Origin of the sequence: Caloramator fervidus (genome assembly GCF_900108045.1) — a bacterium.
Taxonomy (GTDB): Bacteria; Bacillota; Clostridia; order Clostridiales; family Caloramatoraceae; genus Caloramator; species Caloramator fervidus.
Window position 1 is genome coordinate 17,065 of record NZ_FNUK01000014.1, and the last position, 19,866, is coordinate 36,930.

Consider the following 19,866-nt stretch of genomic DNA (forward strand, 5'->3'; position numbering starts at 1 on the left):
AATATATTGTAATAGATTTTATCTATTTTATTTTGATGCCTCCTCCATGTTAAAATAACCTTGAATTTTCAAACTTAGGAGGGGGTTATCTTGAAGAAACTATTTTCAATGATAATAGCTTTATTTTTTAGTATTTCTTTGTTTTCATCTTGTTCACAACAAGTTGAAAACCAAAGCATTTCAAATTTTAAAACTATTACAACTCAGGAGCTTAAGGATAATTTAAACAATAGTAATTACATAATTGTGGATACAAGAATTAACGATGCATTTAATGGCTGGAAATTAGATGGTATAGAAAGAGGAGGCCACATAAAAGGAGCAACAGATTTTTCATCTTATTGGCTTGATGTAGACATAAAGGATAAAGAAGCAAAACTTTTAGAAATTGCAAAGAATAAAGGAATAACTCCTGATAAAAATGTTGTTTTATATGATGCTAATGGCAAAGATGCGTTAAAAGTAGCAGAATTTTTAAGCAAAAATGGTTTTAAAAATATTTATATATATGACGTAAAACAGTGGGCAAAGGATAAAAATCTTCCAATGGAAAGCTATAAAAATTATTATATGTTAGTTCCTGCAAAGTGGGTAAAGGATTTAATAGATGGTAAAAAGCCAGAAACTTATAAAGGAGGGCCTTTTAAAATATTTGAAGTAAGTTGGGGAGAAGAATCAAAGGATCATAATGAAGGGCACATTCCAGGGGCTGTCCACATAAATACAGATGAAGTAGAAGAAGGGCCTATGTGGAATAGGCTATCTGATGATAGGCTTGAAAAGTTTGCATTAAGAAATGGTATTACTACGGATACAACGGTTGTGCTTTATGGAACTGATTCAATGGCTGCCTTTAGAGTTGCTGTTATACTAAAGTATATGGGGGTTAAGGATGTTAGAGTTTTAAACGGAGGACTTCAAGCATGGAAAAGAGAAGGATATGAACTTGAGACTAAAAAAAATCAGAAAACTCCTGTTAAATCCTTTGGAGCCAAGATCCCAGTTAATAAAGATTATATTATAGATCTTCCTGAGGCTAAAGAGATATTAAAGGATAAAGAAGGAAGTTGCCTTGTTGATATTAGAAGCTGGGATGAATATATTGGAAAAACATCTGGCTATGATTATATAAAAGGTAAAGGACGTCCTCAAGGAGCGGTATGGGGACATGCAGGAACAGATCCAAATAATTTGCAAGATTTTAGAAATATAGATAATACAATGAGAAATGCAAAGGAAATTTTAGAATTTTGGAAAGAGTGGGGTATAACTCCAGATAAAAGGCTTGCTTTTTACTGTGGAACCGGATGGAGAGCTGCTGAGGTTTTATGGTATGCTGATGTTATGGGACTTGAAAGGATTTGTCTTTATGATGGTGGATGGAATGAATGGTGTAATACAAAAGGTCTTCCTATTGAAGTTGGGGAGCCAAAAAGGTAAAATGAGGATGCAAAGGCATCCTTATTTTTTTAGAAGGTGATAGAATGAAAGTTTTAAGAAATATTTTATTTTTAATTCAAATGTTTTTAATAGCTTTAGTTGGTGTTTTACAATTTTTTTCTAAAAAAAGAATGGGGGTTGCAAGATATTTAATATTTAAAAATAGCCTATTTGAAAATACCGTATTTAAAGCAGAATTTATTAAGTTTTATCTTATTTTATCAATGTTTTTTTTATTGCTTTCATTAATTGTTTTTTATAAGTTAAAGAAAAAAGCTATATTTCTTATAATTTTAAATCTTGCCTTGATTTTACTTTTGCTTTGTAAGACTTTTAATACCAGATATTTTTTTATTATCATATTGCTTTTAGATATCTTCATTGAAGTTATAAAGTTAATAATAAAATGATTTGCCCCTTTTGGGGCATTTTATTTTTAGTTGCCATAATTTTGAAAAATGATTAAAATAAAAATAAATTTAATAAAAGGGGTGATATTATGAAAAAATCAAAAGTTTTTTTGACTATAACAATTATATTAGCGTTATTTTCTTTGGCTATAGTAACTTTAAATAAAAAAATAAAAAAGGGAATAGAAGTTTCAACGGATGTTGTAAAAAAGGGAGAAATTGTTTCTGTATATTCTACTAATGGTGTTGTTGAATCAAAAAATAAAAAAGAGTATTTTGGTTTTGGGAGTAAAATAGTTAAAGTGTATGTTAAAGAGGGGGATAAAGTAAAAAAGGGGCAAAAACTTATAGAATTTGAGGTTCAGGATCTTTCAAATCAGCTTAAGATTGCCCAAAATCAATATGAGATTGCCAAACTTCAGCTTCAAGCTTTAAAGGAGCAAAAGGAAAGGTTGAGTTTAGATGCTAGGTTGCAGCAGGGACAAAATTTAGACAATCAAATAAAAATTCAAGAAAAACAAGTTGAAATTGCAAGGCTTAATGTTTTAAGCATAAAAGATAATATCAGTAAGCAACAAAGGTATATTACAAGCGATATAGATGGAGTTGTTACATTTTTAAATGCAAAGGAAGGAGCAGTAGCTCAAGGAATTTTAATTACCGTTGAAGATGTAAACAATTTAAATGTGGCTTTAAATATAAATCAGTATGATGTTATAAATCTTAAAAAAGGCCAGGATGTTATAATAAAGTTTTATGATAAAGAGTATAAAGGAGTTTTAGATTACATAAGTCCTGTTGCAACTAAAAGCCAATCTATTCAAGGAACAGATACGGTTATTAAAGCTTATGTAAAGATTCTAGATTTTGGCGATTTAAAACCTGGATTTGATGTTGATGTTGATATAGTAAAGGGTAAAAAGCAAAATGTTTTAAAGATACCTGTTGAAGCTATTATAACAGACAAACATGGCAATGAGTATGTATATATTGTTGAAAATAATATAGCTAAGAAAGTAAAGATAAAAACAGGATTTTCATCAGACGTAGAATCTGAGGTTCAGGGGCTTCATGAAGGGCAAAAAGTAGTATTAAATCCTCCATCAACCCTTTATGACGGAGCAAGGGTTTTTGAAAAGGAAGTGAGAGAATGATAAAGCTTGAAAATATAATAAAGGTTTATTCTACAGGCAAAGTAGAATATACTGCTTTAAAAGGAATAAATCTTGAAGTTAAAAAGGGTGAATACATTTCTATAGTAGGACCTTCAGGCTCAGGGAAATCAACTCTTATGAATATATTAGGATGTCTTGATAGACCAACTGAAGGAAAGTATTATTTAAAGGATGTAGATATATCTTCTCTTTCAGACGATGAACTTGCAAGAATAAGAAATAGAGAAATTGGTTTTGTATTTCAAGCTTTTAACCTTCTGCCAAGGCTTACAGCTTTAGAGAATGTAGAGCTGCCTTTGATTTATGCTGGAGTGCCTTATTCAAAGAGATTAAAGCTTGCAAAGGAGTCTTTAGAAAAGGTTGGTCTTTCAGATAGATTTTACCATAAACCTAATGAGTTATCCGGAGGACAAAAACAAAGGGTTGCTATAGCAAGGGCCATTGTTATGAATCCTTCTATTATTATGGCAGATGAACCAACTGGCAATTTAGATACCCAATCTAGCATAGAAGTTATGAAGATATTTCAAGCTTTAAATGAAGAGGGGGCTACCATTATAATGGTGACCCATGAGATGGATATTGCAAAACATACTAAAAGGGAAATTAGAATAAAGGATGGATGCATTATATATGATAAAAGCGTTGAAAATAGGATAGTTTATTAGGTGGTGGTTTGAATGAATTTATATGAAAGTTTTAAAATAGCTATATCTTCAATATTTGCCAACAAGTTAAGGTCGTTTTTGACTATGCTTGGAATAATAATTGGTATATCCAGCGTTATAACTATTGTTTCTATAGGCCAAGGAGGGCAAAAAGCTATAACCGGAGAATTTGAAAAGATAGGTGTAAACATTATAGAGATTAAAGTTGATAACAATGCAAGTTTAAGCAAGAAAGATTATTTTACTTTAAAAGATGTAAATGTTATTAAATCAAGAATAAAGGAAGTTCAAAATGCTGCCCCTTTTTTTCAACAGATAGGGATTTTAAAAACTGAAAAGGCTCAAAAAAGAGCTTTGTTTATGGCAACTAATAGTGATTTTAATAAAATATATAAGCTTGATATATTATATGGAAGATTTCTTTCGGAAAAGGATGTTTTAACTAAAAGGCCGGTTTTATTAATAGATAATATAAGTGCTAAAAAATTGTTTGGATATGAGGATTGTGTTGGTAAAACTGTAAAGATAGGCAATAATGAAAAAATGATAAGGGCTTTAATTATTGGAGTTTATAAAAATGAAAATGGAGCTCTTGCAGCAAGTTTTGCAGATAACATGCCTATATTTGCATATATTCCTATATCAGTTTCAGAATTTATTTTTGATAAAACTTTTAATATAAATCAAATAGAAGTACTTTTGGAAAATACAAAAGATAGTGAAGCGATTGCAAACAGCATAATAAGGCTTTTAGAATCTATTCACCATAATAAAAATAAATATAAGGCTGAAAATTTAGTAAAACAGCTTGATCAGGTAAATAGAATTCTTTCAATTTTTACAGCTGTAATAGGAGCTATAGCAGGTATATCTCTTATAGTTGGTGGTATAGGGGTTATGAATATAATGCTTGTTTCAGTAACAGAAAGGACAAAAGAAATAGGAATAAGAAAAGCAATAGGTGCAAGAAGACGAGATATTTTAATTCAATTTTTAATAGAATCCCTTATAATATCTTTAATAGGTGGAATAATTGGAATGATGCTTGGAATACTTGCAGCTTATTTAATAGGAAGCATTTTAAATTTTGCGCCAAAGATTAGTATTTCAACTATTTTAATTGCATTTTTATTCTCAAGTGCAGTTGGAATATTCTTTGGAATTTATCCTGCTAATAAGGCTTCAAAACTTGATCCTATAGAAGCATTAAGATATGAGTAGGTATAACCATTTATGGTTATACCTATTTTATTTTAAAACAGTATTCAAAATTGAATATAACAGTTTCAAAAGTTAAGAAAATAACTGAAAAAATCCATTGATACAGAACTTAAAATATTATATAATAATATTAGAGATTATTCCGGGAGGTTATAATATGAGGTTTTTAGAATGGGAAGGATTTAAAGAAGGACGTTGGATGGAAGATATTGATGTTAGAGATTTTATTCAAAAAAATTATACCCCCTATTATGGAGATTCTTCCTTTTTAGCTGGGCCTTCAGAGAGAACAAAAAAGGTTTGGGAAAAGGCAAAAGGTTTGCTTTTAGAAGAAATAAAAAAAGGAGTTTTAGATGTAGATACAGATACTATATCAGGAATAAATGCTTATAAGCCAGGATATTTAGATAGAGAAAACGAGGTAATAGTAGGATTTCAAACAGATGCTCCTTTAAAAAGAATTGTAAATCCTTGGGGCGGCATTAGGATGGCAGTTAATGCTGCAAAAGCTTATGGATATGAAGTAAATCCTAAGATAGTAGAGATATTTACAAAATATAGAAAAACCCACAATCAAGGGGTATTTGATGCATATACAGATGAGATGAGGCTTGCAAGAAAGTCAGGAGTTATTACAGGTCTTCCAGATGCTTATGGAAGAGGAAGGATAATTGGAGATTATAGAAGGCTTCCTTTATATGGCGCTGACTTTTTAATAGAAAAGAAAAAAGAAGATAGACAAAAACTTAATAAAACTATGACAGATGAAGTAATAAGGCTTAGAGAAGAGCTTACAGAACAGATAAAGGCTTTAGAGGAATTAAAGGAAATGGCAGCGTCTTATGGTTATGATGTATCAAGACCTGCAAAAGATGCAAAAGAGGCTGTTCAATGGTTATATTTTGCATACCTTGCAGCAATAAAACAGCAAAACGGAGCAGCAATGTCTTTAGGAAGGGTTAGCACTTTCCTTGATATTTATATTGAAAGGGATTTACAAAGGGGAATTATAACAGAAGAGGAAGCACAAGAGCTTATAGACCAATTTGTTATAAAACTTAGACTCGCAAGACATCTTAGAACTCCAGAGTATAATGAATTGTTTGCAGGAGACCCTACTTGGGTTACAGAAGCTATAGGTGGAATGGGGGAAGATGGAAGAACATTAGTTACAAAAACAAGTTATAGATTTTTACACACTTTAATTAATTTAGGACCAGCACCAGAGCCTAATATGACAGTTTTATGGTCAGTTAATCTTCCAGAAAACTTTAAAAAATTCTGTGCCGAAATTTCTATAAAAACTGATTCAGTTCAATATGAAAATGATGATGTTATGAGACCAATATTTGGAGATGACTATGCTATAGCTTGTTGTGTATCTGCTATGAAGGTTGGAAAGCAGATGCAGTTCTTTGGTGCAAGAGCAAACCTTGCAAAGGCCCTTTTATATGCTATAAATGGTGGAGTTGACGAGGTTTTAAAAGTTCAAGTAGGACCTAAGATGGATTTACCTCAAGGAGAGTATTTAGATTATGATGACGTTATGAAAAGATTTGAAAAAACTATGGCATGGCTTGCCGAACTTTATGTTAATACAATGAATGTAATTCATTATATGCATGATAAATATGCTTATGAATCATTACAACTTGCTTTACATGATACAGATGTTGAAAGACTAATGGCCTTTGGAATTGCAGGACTTTCTGTTACTGTTGATTCTTTAAGTGCTATAAAGTATGCAAAAGTAAAACCAATAAGGGAAGATGGTATAGCTGTTGATTTTGAAATAGAGGGGGATTATCCAAAGTTTGGAAACGACGATGATAGGGTAGATAAGATAGCTGTTGAAATAGTTGAGAAATTTATAAATGAGCTTAAGAAGCATAAGACATATAGAAATGCTATCCATACATTATCTGTTTTAACTATTACTTCCAATGTAGTATATGGAAAGAAAACAGGATCAACTCCAGATGGAAGAAAAAAAGGAGAACCTTTTGCTCCAGGAGCAAATCCAATGCATGGAAGAGATATAAATGGTGCATTAGCTTCCTTAAATTCTGTTGCTAAGATACCATATTCCTGCTGTATGGATGGTATTTCAAATACTTTTTCAATTATTCCTGAGGCTTTAGGAAAGAATTTAGATGATAGGATAAGCAATCTTGTTGCAATACTCGATGGATATTTTAGCCAAGGAGCTCATCATTTAAATGTAAATGTTTTAAATAGAGAAATGCTTGAAGATGCTATGGAGCATCCTGAAAAGTATCCATCCCTTACAATAAGAGTTTCAGGGTATGCTGTAAATTTTGCAAGGCTTACAAGAGAGCAACAACTTGAGGTAATAAAAAGAACCTTCCATGAAAGAATATAAGAAAGGATGTTTGAAATGATAACGGCAAAAGTTCACTCTATAGAAACTATGGGACTTGTAGATGGACCGGGAATAAGAGTTGTTGTATTTATGCAAGGATGTAGACTAAGGTGTTTATATTGTCATAATCCCGATACTTGGGATTTAAAAGGAGGATTTGAAGTTACAGTTGAAGAGCTTTTAAATAAAGTTAAAAGGTATAAAGTTTATTTTCAACGTTCAAATGGAGGGGTTACTTTATCTGGAGGAGAGCCTCTTTTACAGCCAGATTTTGTTATAGAATTTTTTAAAAGATGTAAACAAGAAGGTATTCATACAGCATTAGATACATCAGGCTATGGAATAGGAAAATATGACGAAATCTTAAAATGGACAGACTTAGTTTTACTTGATATTAAGCATATAAATGATATAGAACATAAAAAACTTACAGGATTTAACAGACACGGCTTTTTTGAGTTTTTAAATTCTGTAAAAAGAAATCAAAATAAGCTTTGGATAAGACATGTTGTGGTTCCTAAAATAACCGATGGAGAAGATCATATAAGAAAACTTGCAAGGTTTATAAACTCAATACCTAATGTTGAAAGAGTTGAGCTTTTGCCTTATCATGTTCATGGAGTTAATAAATATGAAAGTATGAACATTGAATATAGGTTAAAGGAAGTTCCTCCTCTTGATAAGGAAAGGTTAGAAAAATTATATTCTATATTAAATGAAGAGTTGTATGATAAAAAAATACAAAAAATTGCAATGTAAAAGTAGGTGCTTTGCGCCTACTTTTTTTTGATATAAAAAATAAATAACATTCAAAATATTTATAAAAATTAACTATTTTTAATATTTATGATTTTGTTATACAATTTAACTTGAAAACAAAAGATGAGGGGGATGGATATGCAGGATAAAAAACATATAATAATTAATGGACTTATAGTGGGAATTTTATCAGTCTTACTTGTGAAATTTGGAAATCCAGTTAATATGGGGATTTGTATTGCTTGCTTTATAAGGGATATAGCAGGAGGACTTGGATTACATAGGGCAGAAGTTGTTCAATATATAAGACCAGAGATAATAGGCATTGTTATAGGTGCGTTTTTAATGTCTTATGGCAAGAAGGAATTTTATTCAAGGGGAGGCTCTTCGCCCTTTGTAAGATTTGTTCTTGGTTTTATAGTAATGATAGGCGCATTAATGTTCCTTGGTTGTCCTTTAAGAATGGTATTAAGAATAGCTGGAGGAGATTTAAATGCTGTTGTTGGACTTATAGGATTTGTTGTAGGGATATACATAGGTATAATTTTCTTAAATAAGGGATTTACATTAAAAAGAACATATAATTTAAATAAAGCTGAGGGATTTTTATTTCCTTTGATTAATTTAGTTCTTTTTATAATTTTGATTTTATCTCCAACGTTTATATTTTTTAGCCAAAAGGGTCCAGGTTCTATGCATGCACCTATTTTATTATCCTTAATTGTAGGGCTTATAGTAGGAGCTTTTGCACAAAGAACTAGGTTATGTATGGTAGGTGGTATAAGAGATCTTATCTTATTTAAAGATTGGTACTTAATATCGGGATTTATATCAATTTTTGTTGCAGCCTTAGTTGGTAATATGTTAATAGGAAAGTTTAACTTAGGTTTTGTAAAACAGCCTGTAGCCCATAATGATGCTTTGTGGAATTTTCTAGGAATGACACTTGCAGGTTTTGGCTCAGTTTTACTTGGAGGCTGTCCATTAAGACAACTTATTTTAGCGGCAGAAGGAAACATAGATTCAGTTATAACTGTAATTGGAATGCTTCTTGGAGCAGCATTTGCTCATAATTTTAAGCTTGCTTCTTCCCCAGATGGTCCTACATTAAATGGAAAGATAGCTGTTGTTATAGGATTTATTGTAGTAACTTTAATAGGATATTTTAACATTGAAAAGGATTTAAATGTTAAAATAAAAGGGGGAATTAAAATTGAAGGATAATATAATAGATGCAAGAGGAAGGGCATGTCCTGAACCAGTTCTTATGACTAAAAAAGCCATGGAATCTTATTCTTGTGTTAAGGTTTTGGTTGATAATGTTACTGCAAGGGAAAATATAAAAAGATTTGCAAAGAATAATGGATATAAAATTGATATTTTAGAAAACGATGAAGGAATACTTTTGACTTTAAGTAGGTGAGTAAATGGAATACGTAGTAACTTTTTATACTCAAAATGGTGCTTTTAAGTTTCAAAGATTTTTAAAGGAAAAAGGTATAGAAGTTATGCTTATGCCAACTCCTAGAGTTTTAAGTTCAAGCTGTGGTATAGCAGCAACTTTTAAGTATGAAGGTAATATACAAGGATTTATAATAGAAGAAGTTGAGGGAATTTTCATAAAAGATGATTTTGAATATAAAGTAGTATATAAAGAATAGGAGCAATAAGCTCCTATTCTTTAATTTGGCTATTATTTTCTTCATTTACATGATTTTCTACTTTAAGTGTGCTGCTATCTTTCAAAGTATCCCTTGCTGTTGATTGTCCGAAGTAAAAAGATACTATCATTGTGAATACAGTTAGAAATTCCGTTGAACTTACTACTCCTTTTATGCTAAGGTAGCAAAAAACCGTTGTAAGCATTATGGCTATAATTTTTTTTGTGCTAAACCAAGTCATAATATCACCTTCAATAATTTTTTATAATTATTTTAATGGCTTTTATTAATGTATCTATTTCATCAAAGGTATTATAAAGTCCAAAGCTTAATCTTACCATTCCTGGTCTTTCAAGGTTGGGATTTTTTGCAAATTCTAAAATTTTTTCTTTGTTTATTTTTAAAAGTCTTTGTATATAAGGTTGTGCACAAAAACAACCACTTCTTACTGCTATACCAAAATATTCTGATAAGATTTGGGCTACCTTTGAATGATGAAGGTTTTTAATGTTAAATGGAATAATTGATACTCTATCATAAGTTTTACTGCAGTAAAGTTCCACCTCAGGGATTTGAGATAATCTTTGATTAGCATATTCCAATAAAGAGTTTTCATATTCTTCTATTTTATCCATTCCTATTTTTTGTAAAGTTTCAATTGCAGAAACTAAAGCTATCACTCCCATAAGATTTGGAGTTCCTGCTTCTTCTTTGTAAGGAGGATCCTCCCATATAACAAATTCTTGGGAAACTAATTTTACAGTACCACCGCCTTTATAGTCAGGTTCTCCTTTTTCAAATACTTTTTTGTGTCCAACCAGTGCACCAATTCCAAAGGGAGCATACATTTTATGGCCTGAAAAAGCAACAAAGTCTATGTGTTCATTTGAAAAATGGGGTTTCATGTCAAATTTTTTATGGGGAATAAGTTGAGCACCATCTACTAGAATCATGGCTCCGTATTTGTGGGCAAGTTTTGCAATTTTATAATATGGATTTACATATCCAGTTACATTTGAAGCTCCTGTTACTGTAACAAGCTTAACTTTACCTTCATATTTTTTTAGTTTCATTTCTAAATCTTCGAGGGAAAGTTTCCCACAGTTATCTGTTTCTACATAGTCAACGAAAAATTTTTCTCTCCAAGGAAGGTCGTTTGAGTGGTGTTCCATAAGAGTAGAAAGTATAACGCACTTATCATCTTTACAAAGTCTGTTTGCTAGTTTATTTATAGCTTCTGTTGTGTTTTTAACATAAATTACAGTATCCATCATAGGGTCTGCTCCAACAAATTCCATGACCTTTTTTCTAGATGTTTCGTATATTTCGGTTGATAGGACTGATTTATAACCGTTGCCCCTGTGGATTGACGAGTACCATGGAGCAAATTGGTTTATGCTTTGCATAACGCTATAAAAAGGAGGAGTTGTTGCAGCATTGTCAAAATTTATATACCTAGTTAATTTCCCATTTTTTAAGGGAACTAATGTGTTAACTCCTACTACTAGGTTTCTAAAATTCATATAAACCAACCTCAAGGGCTTTTTATATTATTATATTAAGAATTGTAAAAATTGACATAAATATAAATTTTGTAACCTTTTTTTATCGGTTGAATAAAATAAATATGTCATTAAACAATTGCTAATTTATTCATACAGTGATATAATTAACCAAAAGGAGGGGTGGGTATGCCAAGATTTACAATCGAATTGGATTTTAAAGGAAAAAATAAGGAGATGAGAGGACTAAAAAAGGGATTAACAATTGGAACTTTAGCAGGAGGTTTTATAGGCATTGTTTCAGGAATTTTAACAGCTCCAAAGTCAGGTAAAGAAACAAGGAAGGAATTAAAAGAGTCAGTTAAGGATGTATCCCAAAAAGCTGCTTTAAAGGTAAAGGAAACAGCTCAAACGGTAAAACATAAGTTTAAGGATAATCCAAAGGAAATTGTAATTTATCAAGATTCATCTCAAAATTCACAACAAAATTTAGATGAATAAGAGGTGGATATATGACACTAACGATAACAGCTCAGGGTTTGTTTTTTACTTTAATTTTAGTTTTGTTTATAATAATAACAGTATATCTTGTTAAAACTTTAAAAAATTTAAGCCAACTTATTGAAAACATAAATGTTATTTTACAAGAAAATAAAAAAAGTATAGAGGATTCCCTTGAAAATATAAGTCAAATAACAAGTTCAGCAAAACAAAAAGTAGAATATATTGATAAATTTTTAAATTTTAATGAAGTAGCTACAACCAAAGATGGTGCAGATTTTATATCTATAATAGGTGCTATATTGAGTATAATAAATGAATTAAAAGAATTTTGGACTAAAAAAAGCCGCTAAAAGCGGCTTTTTTATACTAATACTTAGGGGGAGTTTGCATGAAGCACAAATATTTGAATTTTTTGCCTAAAATTCATGAAACTGTTTTTATTGCTGAAGGGGCTCATATTATTGGAGATGTTGAAATTGGAGAGGAGTCAAATGTTTGGTTTAATGCGGTAATAAGGGGAGATGTAAACAGCATAAAGATTGGAAAAGGAACAAATATTCAAGACAATACTACCATTCATGCTTCAACAGGGCAAAGTCCAACTATAATAGGGGATTACGTTACAATAGGGCATAATTGTATTATTCATGGTTGTAAAATAGGAGATTATTCGCTTATTGGAATGGGTTCTATAATTTTAGATAACGCAGAAATTGGAGAATATACGATTATTGGAGCAGGTTCTTTAGTAACTCAAAACAAAAAAATACCTCCAAGGGTTTTATGTATGGGGTCTCCAGCAAAGATTATAAGGGAGTTAACTGATGAGGAAATAGAATATCTTAAAAATTCTGCAAAGCATTATATAGAGCTTTCAAAAAACTATAGGTAGGTGATAACATGGTTTATTCAAGGTCTTGCTGAGGTCCTAAAGCAGCTTCAGTTGAAGCTAAAGTTAAATGCCCTGTTTGTAATTTTGAAGGAGATAGGGTTAGCTTAGTTACAGTTAAACATTTAGTAAAAGAAGAAGAGATACCAGAGGAAGAATATAGTATTTGCCTTAATGAAGATTGTGATGTGGTTTATTATTCTGATAAAACAATATTTACTAAGGACAGTATAAAGGTTCCCGTATGGTTTAAAAAGGATGCTAATCCTAAAATTATTTGCTATTGCAGCAATGTTACAGAAGAAGATATAAAAGCAGCAGTAGAAAATGGGGCAAGAACTTTAAAAGATGTGATAATAATGACAGGTGCTATGAAAAATTGTAATTGTGAAGTAAATAATCCAAAGGGGAAATGTTGCAGCAATGATATAAAAAGAGTTATGGAAAAGTATATTGGCATTTGACAAAAATAATATAAAGAGTTAACATATAAATGTCAAATGCTAAAAATGAGGTGATATTATGTCAAATTGCAATACATGCCCTTCAGCTGCAACCTGCAGCAGTAAAGATGCTGGAACATGTTCAATTAAATTTAACCCGAACAACAACATTAAAAAGGTTATTGCTGTAATGAGCGGTAAGGGTGGAGTTGGAAAATCTACTATTTCAGTTCTTATTGCAAAAAAGTTAAGAGAAAAAGGTTACAAGGTTGGCATTTTAGATGCCGATATAACAGGCCCAAGCATTCCAAGACTTTTAGGGATTAAAGATAAAAGGGCAACAGGTAACGAAGAATTTATTTTTCCTGTGGAAACTGATGATGGAATAAAGGCAATGTCTCTAAACTTTTTAATGGAGGATGAAAATCAGCCTGTAATTTGGAGGGGGCCCATAATAACAGGTGTAGTTCAGCAGTTTTGGAATGAGGTTTTATGGGGGGATTTAGATTATCTTATAATCGATATGCCTCCTGGAACAGGAGATGTTGCAATAACAATAATGCAATCTATTCCGATTACGGGACTTATAATGGTTTCTGTTCCACAGGATTTGGTTTCAATGATTGTTGCAAAGGCTATTAACATGGCAAGAAAGATGAATATAAATGTTTTAGGTGTAATCGAAAATATGAGCTATATCACTTGCCCAGATTGTGGGAAAAAGATTAGATTGTTTAAAGGAGATTTTGAAAAGTTTATAAAGGATTTAGATGTGGAGTTTCTTGGAGAACTTCCAATGAATGAATATATGAATAATTTAGAATTATACAATGAAAATAAAGATAACATTTCAAAGATATTTGAGCCTATAGTAGAGAAAATATTAAAAAAGATAAATGGATAGGATTTTCCTATCCATTTAATATTATTAATACAGCTAAAGTTGAAAATATGCCAACAAATGTTCCAATTACAAGCTCCTTGGATGTATGGCGGTTCATTTTAAGCCTTGCCCACCATGTTAAGGGGAGAGCAATAGAAAATATAAGAGTTTTATATCCAATAAATCTAAAGGTAAAAGTTAAGGGACCAGAGACTCCGCATGCATGACCGCTGGCTTTTATTTTTATAACTTTGTTTATAAAAGTCAAGACAATACTTGATAAAAGATAAGATAGAAATATAATTTTTATTTTATAAGGTGCATTAAGATAAAAAGCTAATATTGTTCCTAGTATATAAGATAATACTCCAAAAATAAAAGCTAATTTTCTTTCACCCTCTCGTCCCTGTGCTTTGATAGATGGAATGAAATTTTGAATAAAGTAGGAGGATATAGGGATTAAAGTTAAAAATATGATGCAAAAATATAACCATTTTACATCGTTGAAAATAAATGTATTTTTATGGATAAATAGAATTGTAAATAATGCAAACATAGGAACAGTAGTAATAATGCTTATTATTTTAGCTAATTTCAGTTGCATAGTACCACCTCAATTTATAAAAATTTTAATAATAGAAGAAATAAAGGATGGACATTTGAATATTGTCCATCCTAAAATAAAACAACTTTTATAGTGAATCTTTATAGATTTCCTTTATTACTTCTCTTGTTGCTGGAATAGGTGCAACGCTTAAGAGGATGTCAAGGCCTGGTGTTGTTAAGGCAAGGTCAGTTAATTTATCTATATCATTTTCACTAAAGCCTAAATCTGTAAGTTTTTCAACAAGTCCCATTTGGCGCAACCAATTTTCCATTGCTTCTGCAGCGTATTCAGCTTCACCTGGAACTCCTAAAAGGTCTGGTGCTATTGGTGATAAAACATCAGCTAAAACTTCTGAACAAACAGGATATATTTGTTTTATAACTGCGGGAAGAAGCATTCCAAGTCCTAATCCATGAGCAAGATCAGGTTTTACAGCACTTAGAGGATGTTCAAGGGCATGTGTAAAGTGTAAAAGACCGTTATCAAATGAAATTCCTGCAATTAATGAAGCATATAATAGGTAATATCTTGCAGTTAAATCTTCAGGATGCATAAGAGCTTGTGGTAAGTATTTTGTTATAAGTCTAAATGCTTCTTTTGCAAGAAGTATTGAGAATGGATTAGTTGTTTTAGTTGTTGCAGCTTCGATAATATGATTCATTGCGTCAACGGAAACATAAAGAGTTTGATTTCTTGGTAGCATAGTCATTAAAGAAGGATCGTCTATTGAATAAAGTGGATATATGCAGTCATATGCTATAGCTGGTTTGTATTCCTTTTCAGGTATGCTTACAACTGCAAATCTATCAGCTTCAGTTCCTGTTCCATGGGTTAAATTTATAGCGATGATAGGAACGGCCTTAGAAGGAGTAAATTTAAATTCATATAAATCTCTGCAATTTTTATCATGATATTCTAAAAGTATTGCCACGCTTTTTGCAGCATCAATAGCGCTTCCGCCTCCAATACCTATAACTGCTCTTGCTCCTAATTCTTTACCAAGCTTTGTAGCTTCGTCAACTTGGTCTGTTGTTGGATTTGGAGTTACTTTATTATAAAGAACATATTGGATTCCATGGGCATTAAAAGCTTCTACAACATGTTTCCATGCACCTGTTTTTTCATAAGCACCTTTACCAGTAACTACAACTACCTTATCAATTCCCCTATTTTTAAGGTCAGCACAAATGTCAAATATTTTTTTAATAGCCCCAACTCCAAAGAATACAGTTGTTTTACATCTTATTTCCCTAACCTCATTTATTGGCATTTTTGATTCCCAAATCACAGCCATCCCCCCCATTGTTATTAATATAACAAAGAACCTAAAATTATTATCTCAGAAATATATTTCCAAGTCAAGAATAATTTTAAAGGGTGCAAAGCACCCTAACATTTACTAATCATTATATTTAATATAACATCATCAGTTATTGACATTCCTTGTGTTCCTATTTTTGCAAGGTTTGCTATTGTCTTTTCTACATCTTCTTCAATAATTCCATCGTGTTTTGAAACTTCAATGTCAGACATAGCTAAGAGGGCAGATTGAACTGCTGCTGAAGCTGAAGTTGCAAGTTTTAAAGCACAGCTTGGCTTAGCACCGTCGCATATCATTCCTGTAAGGTTTGCTATCATGTTTTTTATGGCTTTAACTATTTTATCATATCCTCCGCCAAGAAGATAGGTTATACCACAGCTTGCTCCTATTCCTGCGGCAACACCGCATCCACATACAGAAGATAACCTTCCTAAATGATTTTTAATATGGTAGGTTATTAAATGGCTTATAGCTATAGCCCTTGCTAGTTTTTCTTTATCATATCCTATTTTTTCTGAAACTGCAACTATAGGAAGGATTGCAGTAAGACCTTGATTTCCGCTTCCTGCACTACTCATAACAGGTAAAGTAGCTCCTGACATCCTAGCATCAGATGCAGCAGCAGTTAAAGCCATAGCGTAATTGTTTATATCATCTCCTAAAATTCCTTTTTTAATATTTTCCATTATCGTTTTTCCAACTTTAAGACCATAGTCTTTTGTTAAACCTTCATTGGCTATTTTTTTATTCATTTCTGCGCCATCAATAAGGAAAGCTATATCTTTAAAGTCAATTGATGTTGCAAAATCATATATTCCTTTAACTGAAAGAACTTCATTTTTATTAGATAAAGCTACTTCTTCTGTGTTGTTATTTAAAATTATATTTCCATTTTTCTCTACATAAACTATGTTATTGTGCTTTCCTTTAATAATAACCTTTACATATTCATTTTTAGAATAAAGGATGGCTTCAATATAAAGCTTGTCCTTTGTTTCTTTAAATTTAACTTTAACTTTACCACTTTGCAGAAAGTTTTTAGCTTCTTCTAATATTTTAGGTGTTACATCTTCAAGGAGTTTTAAATCCTTTAAAGAATTTCCCATAATACTTCCAATGGAAGCAGCAATATCAAGCCCTACCATTCCTGTATTAGGAACACCTACGCCCATTCCATTTTTAAATACATTCTTACTAACAAAAACTTCTACTCTTTCAGGAGAATCTTTAAGTTCATCTTTAGCTTTTGCACAGCATAGAGCTACTGCTACAGGTTCTGTACATCCTAATGCAGGTATAACTTCTCTTTTTAATATCTTTAGGTATTCCATTTTATACACTCCTTTACTTTTTATCTTTAGGTTTAAATTCTATTATTTTTGATTTAAGTTCTTCTTCCTCGGTTATGTGAGTATGGTTATAAAGGTGTTTAGAGCAATAGGCATGTTTACCAGCACATTTTGTGCAGTATCTAAATTCCATGGTAGGATCATCTACATCGGTTATACCACAAACTGTACATTTATGATGGTACTTTTTAATTTTGGGGATTTGACTTTGAAATTGTTTTCTTCTTAAATATGATTTCTTTCTTATTTTTATTTTTGTAAATATTTCATGTCCAAAGAAAATTAAAAAGTTAATTACTGAAGATATAGCAGATATTTTTAATGACAAAGATCCAAACAATATAGTATAGAAAAGAGATAACCAATATAAATATCCTATATATTTAACCTTTATTGGAAAAATAAAAAATAAAAGTATTTCCATATTAGGAAATAGATACGAAAAAGCTAAAAATAATGAAAGATTAAGATAAAAAGAAGTTCCTTGGGTATTTGTTATAAACATGGCAATTATAGTTGTTAAAAGGCCTAGAAAGTAATAAATATTAAATTTAAAAGAACCCCAATAGTTTTCAAGGGATGTTCCTATCATGTAGAAAAAATAAAGGGTTATTAAAAGTCCTAAGGGGTTAAATGTAGGTGGAATAAAAAGAAATGTTACAAGACGCCATATTTCACCCTTTAGAATAAGACTTGGGGTAAAGGAAAGTTTTTCGATAATGAAAGGGTTAAATGTAGAAAATATGTATGTTAAAAAGGTTAAAGTAACTACATATAACATTAAATTTTTAATAGAATATTTATAATATTTGTTTTCAAGCTTATAAAGCCATTTCATTTTAATCATCCCTTCGATAGTTTTTGCTAATATTTATTATAACTTAAAATTAAAAAAAATTCATTATGTGATAAAAGTCACAGATTAGCATAAATACAAAAATTATAATTAAGACAGAAAAACTAAGGAGGTGTTGTTTAATGTTTTGTTTTCAATGTCAGGAAGCTTATAAGGGTGTAGGATGTGTATTAAAAGGAGTTTGTGGAAAAACTGATGATGTTGCAAAAATGCAGGACCTGTTAATATATGCTTTAAAAGGAATTTCATTATATAATGTTGTAGCGAAGGAAAACCAAATTCAACTTGAGGAAGTTGATAGTTTTGTAATGGAGGGATTGTTTTCAACAATTACAAATGTAAATTTTGATAAGCAATATTTTATAAATAAAATTAAAGATGCGCTTATGATTAGAGATAAAATTAAGTATGTTTTAAAAGAAAAAGGAGTAAATCTAGATAATATAAATCATGATGCAGCGTTCTGGAATGGAAACGAAATTGATTTTTATAAAAAAGCAGAAGAAGTTAGTATATTGACAGAAAAAGATGAAGACATAAGATCACTAAAAGAGCTTATAACTTATGGTATTAAAGGTATAGCAGCTTATTTATATCATGCTTATCAGTTAGGATTTAAAGATAATAAAGTTTTTGAATTCATTCAAAGGGCTTTAGTTAAGACTTTAGATGATAACATTTCGGTTGATGAATTATTTAATCTTGTAATGGAAACAGGAAAATATGCAGTTGATACTATGGCTCTTTTAGATAAAGCTAATACATCAACATATGGACATCCAGAAATTACAAAAGTTAACATAGGGGTTAGGAATAATCCTGGAATACTTGTAAGTGGACATGATCTTAAGGATCTTGAAGAACTTTTAAAACAAACAGAGGGAACAGGCGTGGATGTATATACTCATGGTGAAATGCTTCCTGCTCATTATTATCCAGCTTTTAAAAATTATTCTCACTTTGTAGGAAATTATGGTAATTCATGGTGGCAGCAGGATAAAGAATTTGAAAGTTTTAATGGTCCTATACTTATGACAACTAATTGTTTAATTCCTCCAAAAGAATCATATAAAGATAGATTGTATACAACAGGTGTTGTTGGATTTGAAGGGGTAAAACATATACCTTTAGGTAAAGATGGAAAAAAAGATTTTACCCAGATAATAGAACATGCAAAGAAATGTAAACCACCTACAGAAATCGAACAAGGAGAAATATTAGGAGGATTTGCCCATAGCCAAGTTTTAGCTCTCTCTGATAAAATAGTAGATGCTGTAAAAAAAGGAGCAATAAAGCGTTTTATTGTAATGGCAGGATGTGATGGAAGAATGAAAGAAAGAGAATACTATACAGAATTTGCAAAAGCTCTTCCTAAGGATACAGTTATTTTAACAGCAGGATGTGCAAAATATAGGTATAATAAATTAGATCTTGGAGATATCAATGGAATACCAAGGGTTATTGATGCTGGACAATGTAATGATTCATATTCACTTGCAGTTATTGCTTTAAAGCTTAAGGAAGTGTTTGGTTTAAAAGATATAAATGAATTGCCTATTTCATATAACATAGCTTGGTATGAACAAAAAGCGGTTACAGTATTACTTGCTTTGCTTTATCTTGGAGTTAAAAACATACACCTTGGTCCAACTTTACCTGCTTTTCTTTCAAAGAATGTTATAAAAGTTTTAGTAGATAAGTTTAATATTGGTGGAATAAATAACGTTGAAGATGATTTAAAAATGTTTTTAAAAGCTTAGGTTTAAATACCTAAGCTTTTTTGTTTAATTAAGAA

21 protein-coding genes and 1 pseudogene are annotated in these 19,866 nt (G+C 30.9%); 16 read left to right on the plus strand and 6 right to left on the minus strand.

Annotation, left to right across the window (positions count from 1 at the left end; translation table 11 throughout):
- The first annotated feature begins 90 nt into the window (after positions 1–90).
- The 10 genes from C4R78_RS05960 (at position 91) to C4R78_RS06005 (ending at position 9,717) form a co-directional block, all read left to right on the plus strand.
- Positions 91–1,440 (plus strand): sulfurtransferase, encoded by a 1,350-nt coding sequence (locus C4R78_RS05960; protein ID WP_173689748.1) that lies wholly within the window; start codon positions 91–93, stop codon positions 1,438–1,440.
- Positions 1,441–1,484: 44 nt separating this feature from the next.
- Positions 1,485–1,850, plus strand: a complete 366-nt coding sequence (locus C4R78_RS05965; protein WP_103896170.1) for a hypothetical protein — start codon at positions 1,485–1,487, stop codon at positions 1,848–1,850.
- Between the two features lie 89 nt (positions 1,851–1,939).
- Positions 1,940–3,004, plus strand: a complete 1,065-nt coding sequence (locus tag C4R78_RS05970; RefSeq protein ID WP_103896171.1) for an efflux RND transporter periplasmic adaptor subunit — start codon at positions 1,940–1,942, stop codon at positions 3,002–3,004.
- Entirely contained in the window at positions 3,001–3,693 is a 693-nt protein-coding gene (locus C4R78_RS05975) for an ABC transporter ATP-binding protein (protein WP_103896172.1), read from the plus strand. The genes C4R78_RS05970 and C4R78_RS05975 overlap by 4 nt, the downstream gene beginning before the upstream one ends.
- Positions 3,694–3,705: 12 nt before the next feature.
- Positions 3,706–4,914 carry an ABC transporter permease gene (locus C4R78_RS05980; RefSeq protein WP_103896173.1) on the plus strand — a complete coding sequence of 403 codons (1,209 nt, stop codon included), beginning with the start codon at positions 3,706–3,708 and terminating at the stop codon, positions 4,912–4,914.
- A gap of 157 nt (positions 4,915–5,071) precedes the next feature.
- Positions 5,072–7,297, plus strand: a complete 2,226-nt coding sequence (gene pflB / locus C4R78_RS05985; RefSeq protein ID WP_103896174.1) for a formate C-acetyltransferase — start codon at positions 5,072–5,074, stop codon at positions 7,295–7,297.
- 15 nt (positions 7,298–7,312) lie between these two features.
- Positions 7,313–8,056, plus strand: a complete 744-nt coding sequence (gene pflA, locus C4R78_RS05990; protein WP_103896175.1) for a pyruvate formate-lyase-activating protein — start codon at positions 7,313–7,315, stop codon at positions 8,054–8,056.
- Positions 8,057–8,194: 138 nt separating this feature from the next.
- Positions 8,195–9,280, plus strand: coding sequence for a YedE family putative selenium transporter (yedE, locus tag C4R78_RS05995; protein WP_103896176.1), 1,086 nt, complete (start codon positions 8,195–8,197; stop codon positions 9,278–9,280).
- Positions 9,270–9,479, plus strand: a complete 210-nt coding sequence (locus C4R78_RS06000) for a sulfurtransferase TusA family protein (RefSeq protein ID WP_103896177.1) — start codon at positions 9,270–9,272, stop codon at positions 9,477–9,479. The genes yedE and C4R78_RS06000 overlap by 11 nt, the downstream gene beginning before the upstream one ends.
- 4 nt (positions 9,480–9,483) lie before the next feature.
- Complete coding sequence (locus tag C4R78_RS06005; protein WP_103896178.1) at positions 9,484–9,717, plus strand: putative Se/S carrier protein; 234 nt, start codon at positions 9,484–9,486, stop codon at positions 9,715–9,717.
- 13 nt (positions 9,718–9,730) lie between these two features.
- Here the strand turns inward: C4R78_RS06005 and C4R78_RS06010 are convergent, their stop codons facing one another.
- Both C4R78_RS06010 and C4R78_RS06015 read right to left on the minus strand, forming a co-directional pair.
- The gene (locus C4R78_RS06010; RefSeq protein ID WP_103896179.1) at positions 9,731–9,958 is read right to left on the minus strand and encodes a hypothetical protein; all 228 of its coding nucleotides are present in this window, start codon (positions 9,956–9,958) and stop codon (positions 9,731–9,733) included.
- 10 nt (positions 9,959–9,968) lie between these two features.
- On the minus strand, positions 9,969–11,240 hold the full coding sequence (locus C4R78_RS06015; protein ID WP_103896180.1) for an aminotransferase class V-fold PLP-dependent enzyme: 1,272 nt from the start codon (positions 11,238–11,240) through the stop codon (positions 9,969–9,971).
- A 168-nt stretch (positions 11,241–11,408) separates the two neighbouring features.
- Between C4R78_RS06015 and C4R78_RS06020 the strand changes: the two genes are divergently transcribed.
- The 5 genes and pseudogenes from C4R78_RS06020 to C4R78_RS06040 all read left to right on the plus strand — a co-directional run bounded on the left by C4R78_RS06020 (position 11,409) and on the right by C4R78_RS06040 (position 13,959).
- On the plus strand, positions 11,409–11,720 hold the full coding sequence (locus tag C4R78_RS06020; RefSeq protein WP_103896181.1) for a YtxH domain-containing protein: 312 nt from the start codon (positions 11,409–11,411) through the stop codon (positions 11,718–11,720).
- Positions 11,721–11,731: 11 nt separating this feature from the next.
- Entirely contained in the window at positions 11,732–12,073 is a 342-nt protein-coding gene (locus C4R78_RS06025; protein WP_103896182.1) for a hypothetical protein, read from the plus strand.
- A 38-nt stretch (positions 12,074–12,111) separates the two neighbouring features.
- Positions 12,112–12,615 carry a gamma carbonic anhydrase family protein gene (locus C4R78_RS06030; RefSeq protein WP_103896183.1) on the plus strand — a complete coding sequence of 168 codons (504 nt, stop codon included), beginning with the start codon at positions 12,112–12,114 and terminating at the stop codon, positions 12,613–12,615.
- A gap of 47 nt (positions 12,616–12,662) precedes the next feature.
- Positions 12,663–13,076 (plus strand): annotated as a pseudogene (locus tag C4R78_RS09710) ((2Fe-2S)-binding protein); the annotation flags it as partial.
- A 58-nt stretch (positions 13,077–13,134) separates the two neighbouring features.
- Positions 13,135–13,959: an Mrp/NBP35 family ATP-binding protein gene (locus C4R78_RS06040; RefSeq protein WP_103896185.1), complete on the plus strand. Its 825-nt coding sequence runs from the start codon at positions 13,135–13,137 to the stop codon at positions 13,957–13,959.
- Between the two features lie 7 nt (positions 13,960–13,966).
- Here C4R78_RS06040 and C4R78_RS06045 read toward each other — a convergent pair whose 3' ends face one another.
- From C4R78_RS06045 to C4R78_RS06060, 4 genes are all read right to left on the minus strand, one after another.
- The gene (locus tag C4R78_RS06045; RefSeq protein ID WP_103896186.1) at positions 13,967–14,542 is read right to left on the minus strand and encodes a hypothetical protein; all 576 of its coding nucleotides are present in this window, start codon (positions 14,540–14,542) and stop codon (positions 13,967–13,969) included.
- Positions 14,543–14,630: 88 nt separating this feature from the next.
- Positions 14,631–15,830, minus strand: coding sequence for an iron-containing alcohol dehydrogenase (locus tag C4R78_RS06050; protein WP_103896206.1), 1,200 nt, complete (start codon positions 15,828–15,830; stop codon positions 14,631–14,633).
- Positions 15,831–15,934: 104 nt separating this feature from the next.
- Positions 15,935–17,197: an L-cysteine desulfidase family protein gene (locus tag C4R78_RS06055; RefSeq protein WP_103896187.1), complete on the minus strand. Its 1,263-nt coding sequence runs from the start codon at positions 17,195–17,197 to the stop codon at positions 15,935–15,937.
- Positions 17,198–17,210: 13 nt separating this feature from the next.
- A complete protein-coding gene (locus tag C4R78_RS06060) occupies positions 17,211–18,062 on the minus strand; it encodes a rhomboid family intramembrane serine protease (RefSeq protein WP_242971206.1) in 852 nt (283 codons plus the stop codon).
- Between the two features lie 131 nt (positions 18,063–18,193).
- Between C4R78_RS06060 and hcp the strand changes: the two genes are divergently transcribed.
- Entirely contained in the window at positions 18,194–19,831 is a 1,638-nt protein-coding gene (gene hcp, locus C4R78_RS06065) for a hydroxylamine reductase (RefSeq protein WP_103896189.1), read from the plus strand.
- Positions 19,832–19,866 lie beyond the last annotated feature (35 nt).

Excerpts from the sequence above, each read along its gene's own strand:
- C4R78_RS06030 (WP_103896183.1), top strand. The coding sequence starts at position 12,112 with ATGAAGCACAAATATTTGAATTTTTTGCCTAAAATTCATGAAACTGTT.
- pflB (WP_103896174.1), top strand. The coding sequence starts at position 5,072 with ATGAGGTTTTTAGAATGGGAAGGATTTAAAGAAGGACGTTGGATGGAA.
- C4R78_RS06055 (WP_103896187.1), bottom strand. The coding sequence starts at position 17,197 with ATGGAATACCTAAAGATATTAAAAAGAGAAGTTATACCTGCATTAGGA.
- C4R78_RS06045 (WP_103896186.1), bottom strand. The coding sequence starts at position 14,542 with ATGCAACTGAAATTAGCTAAAATAATAAGCATTATTACTACTGTTCCT.
- C4R78_RS06060 (WP_242971206.1), bottom strand. The coding sequence starts at position 18,062 with ATGATTAAAATGAAATGGCTTTATAAGCTTGAAAACAAATATTATAAA.
- C4R78_RS06020 (WP_103896181.1), top strand. The coding sequence starts at position 11,409 with ATGCCAAGATTTACAATCGAATTGGATTTTAAAGGAAAAAATAAGGAG.
- C4R78_RS05980 (WP_103896173.1), top strand. The coding sequence starts at position 3,706 with ATGAATTTATATGAAAGTTTTAAAATAGCTATATCTTCAATATTTGCC.
- hcp (WP_103896189.1), top strand. The coding sequence starts at position 18,194 with ATGTTTTGTTTTCAATGTCAGGAAGCTTATAAGGGTGTAGGATGTGTA.
- C4R78_RS06005 (WP_103896178.1), top strand. The coding sequence starts at position 9,484 with ATGGAATACGTAGTAACTTTTTATACTCAAAATGGTGCTTTTAAGTTT.
- C4R78_RS06025 (WP_103896182.1), top strand. The coding sequence starts at position 11,732 with ATGACACTAACGATAACAGCTCAGGGTTTGTTTTTTACTTTAATTTTA.
- C4R78_RS05975 (WP_103896172.1), top strand. The coding sequence starts at position 3,001 with ATGATAAAGCTTGAAAATATAATAAAGGTTTATTCTACAGGCAAAGTA.
- pflA (WP_103896175.1), top strand. The coding sequence starts at position 7,313 with ATGATAACGGCAAAAGTTCACTCTATAGAAACTATGGGACTTGTAGAT.
- C4R78_RS06015 (WP_103896180.1), bottom strand. The coding sequence starts at position 11,240 with ATGAATTTTAGAAACCTAGTAGTAGGAGTTAACACATTAGTTCCCTTA.
- yedE (WP_103896176.1), top strand. The coding sequence starts at position 8,195 with ATGCAGGATAAAAAACATATAATAATTAATGGACTTATAGTGGGAATT.
- C4R78_RS06040 (WP_103896185.1), top strand. The coding sequence starts at position 13,135 with ATGTCAAATTGCAATACATGCCCTTCAGCTGCAACCTGCAGCAGTAAA.
- C4R78_RS05965 (WP_103896170.1), top strand. The coding sequence starts at position 1,485 with ATGAAAGTTTTAAGAAATATTTTATTTTTAATTCAAATGTTTTTAATA.
- C4R78_RS06010 (WP_103896179.1), bottom strand. The coding sequence starts at position 9,958 with ATGACTTGGTTTAGCACAAAAAAAATTATAGCCATAATGCTTACAACG.
- C4R78_RS05970 (WP_103896171.1), top strand. The coding sequence starts at position 1,940 with ATGAAAAAATCAAAAGTTTTTTTGACTATAACAATTATATTAGCGTTA.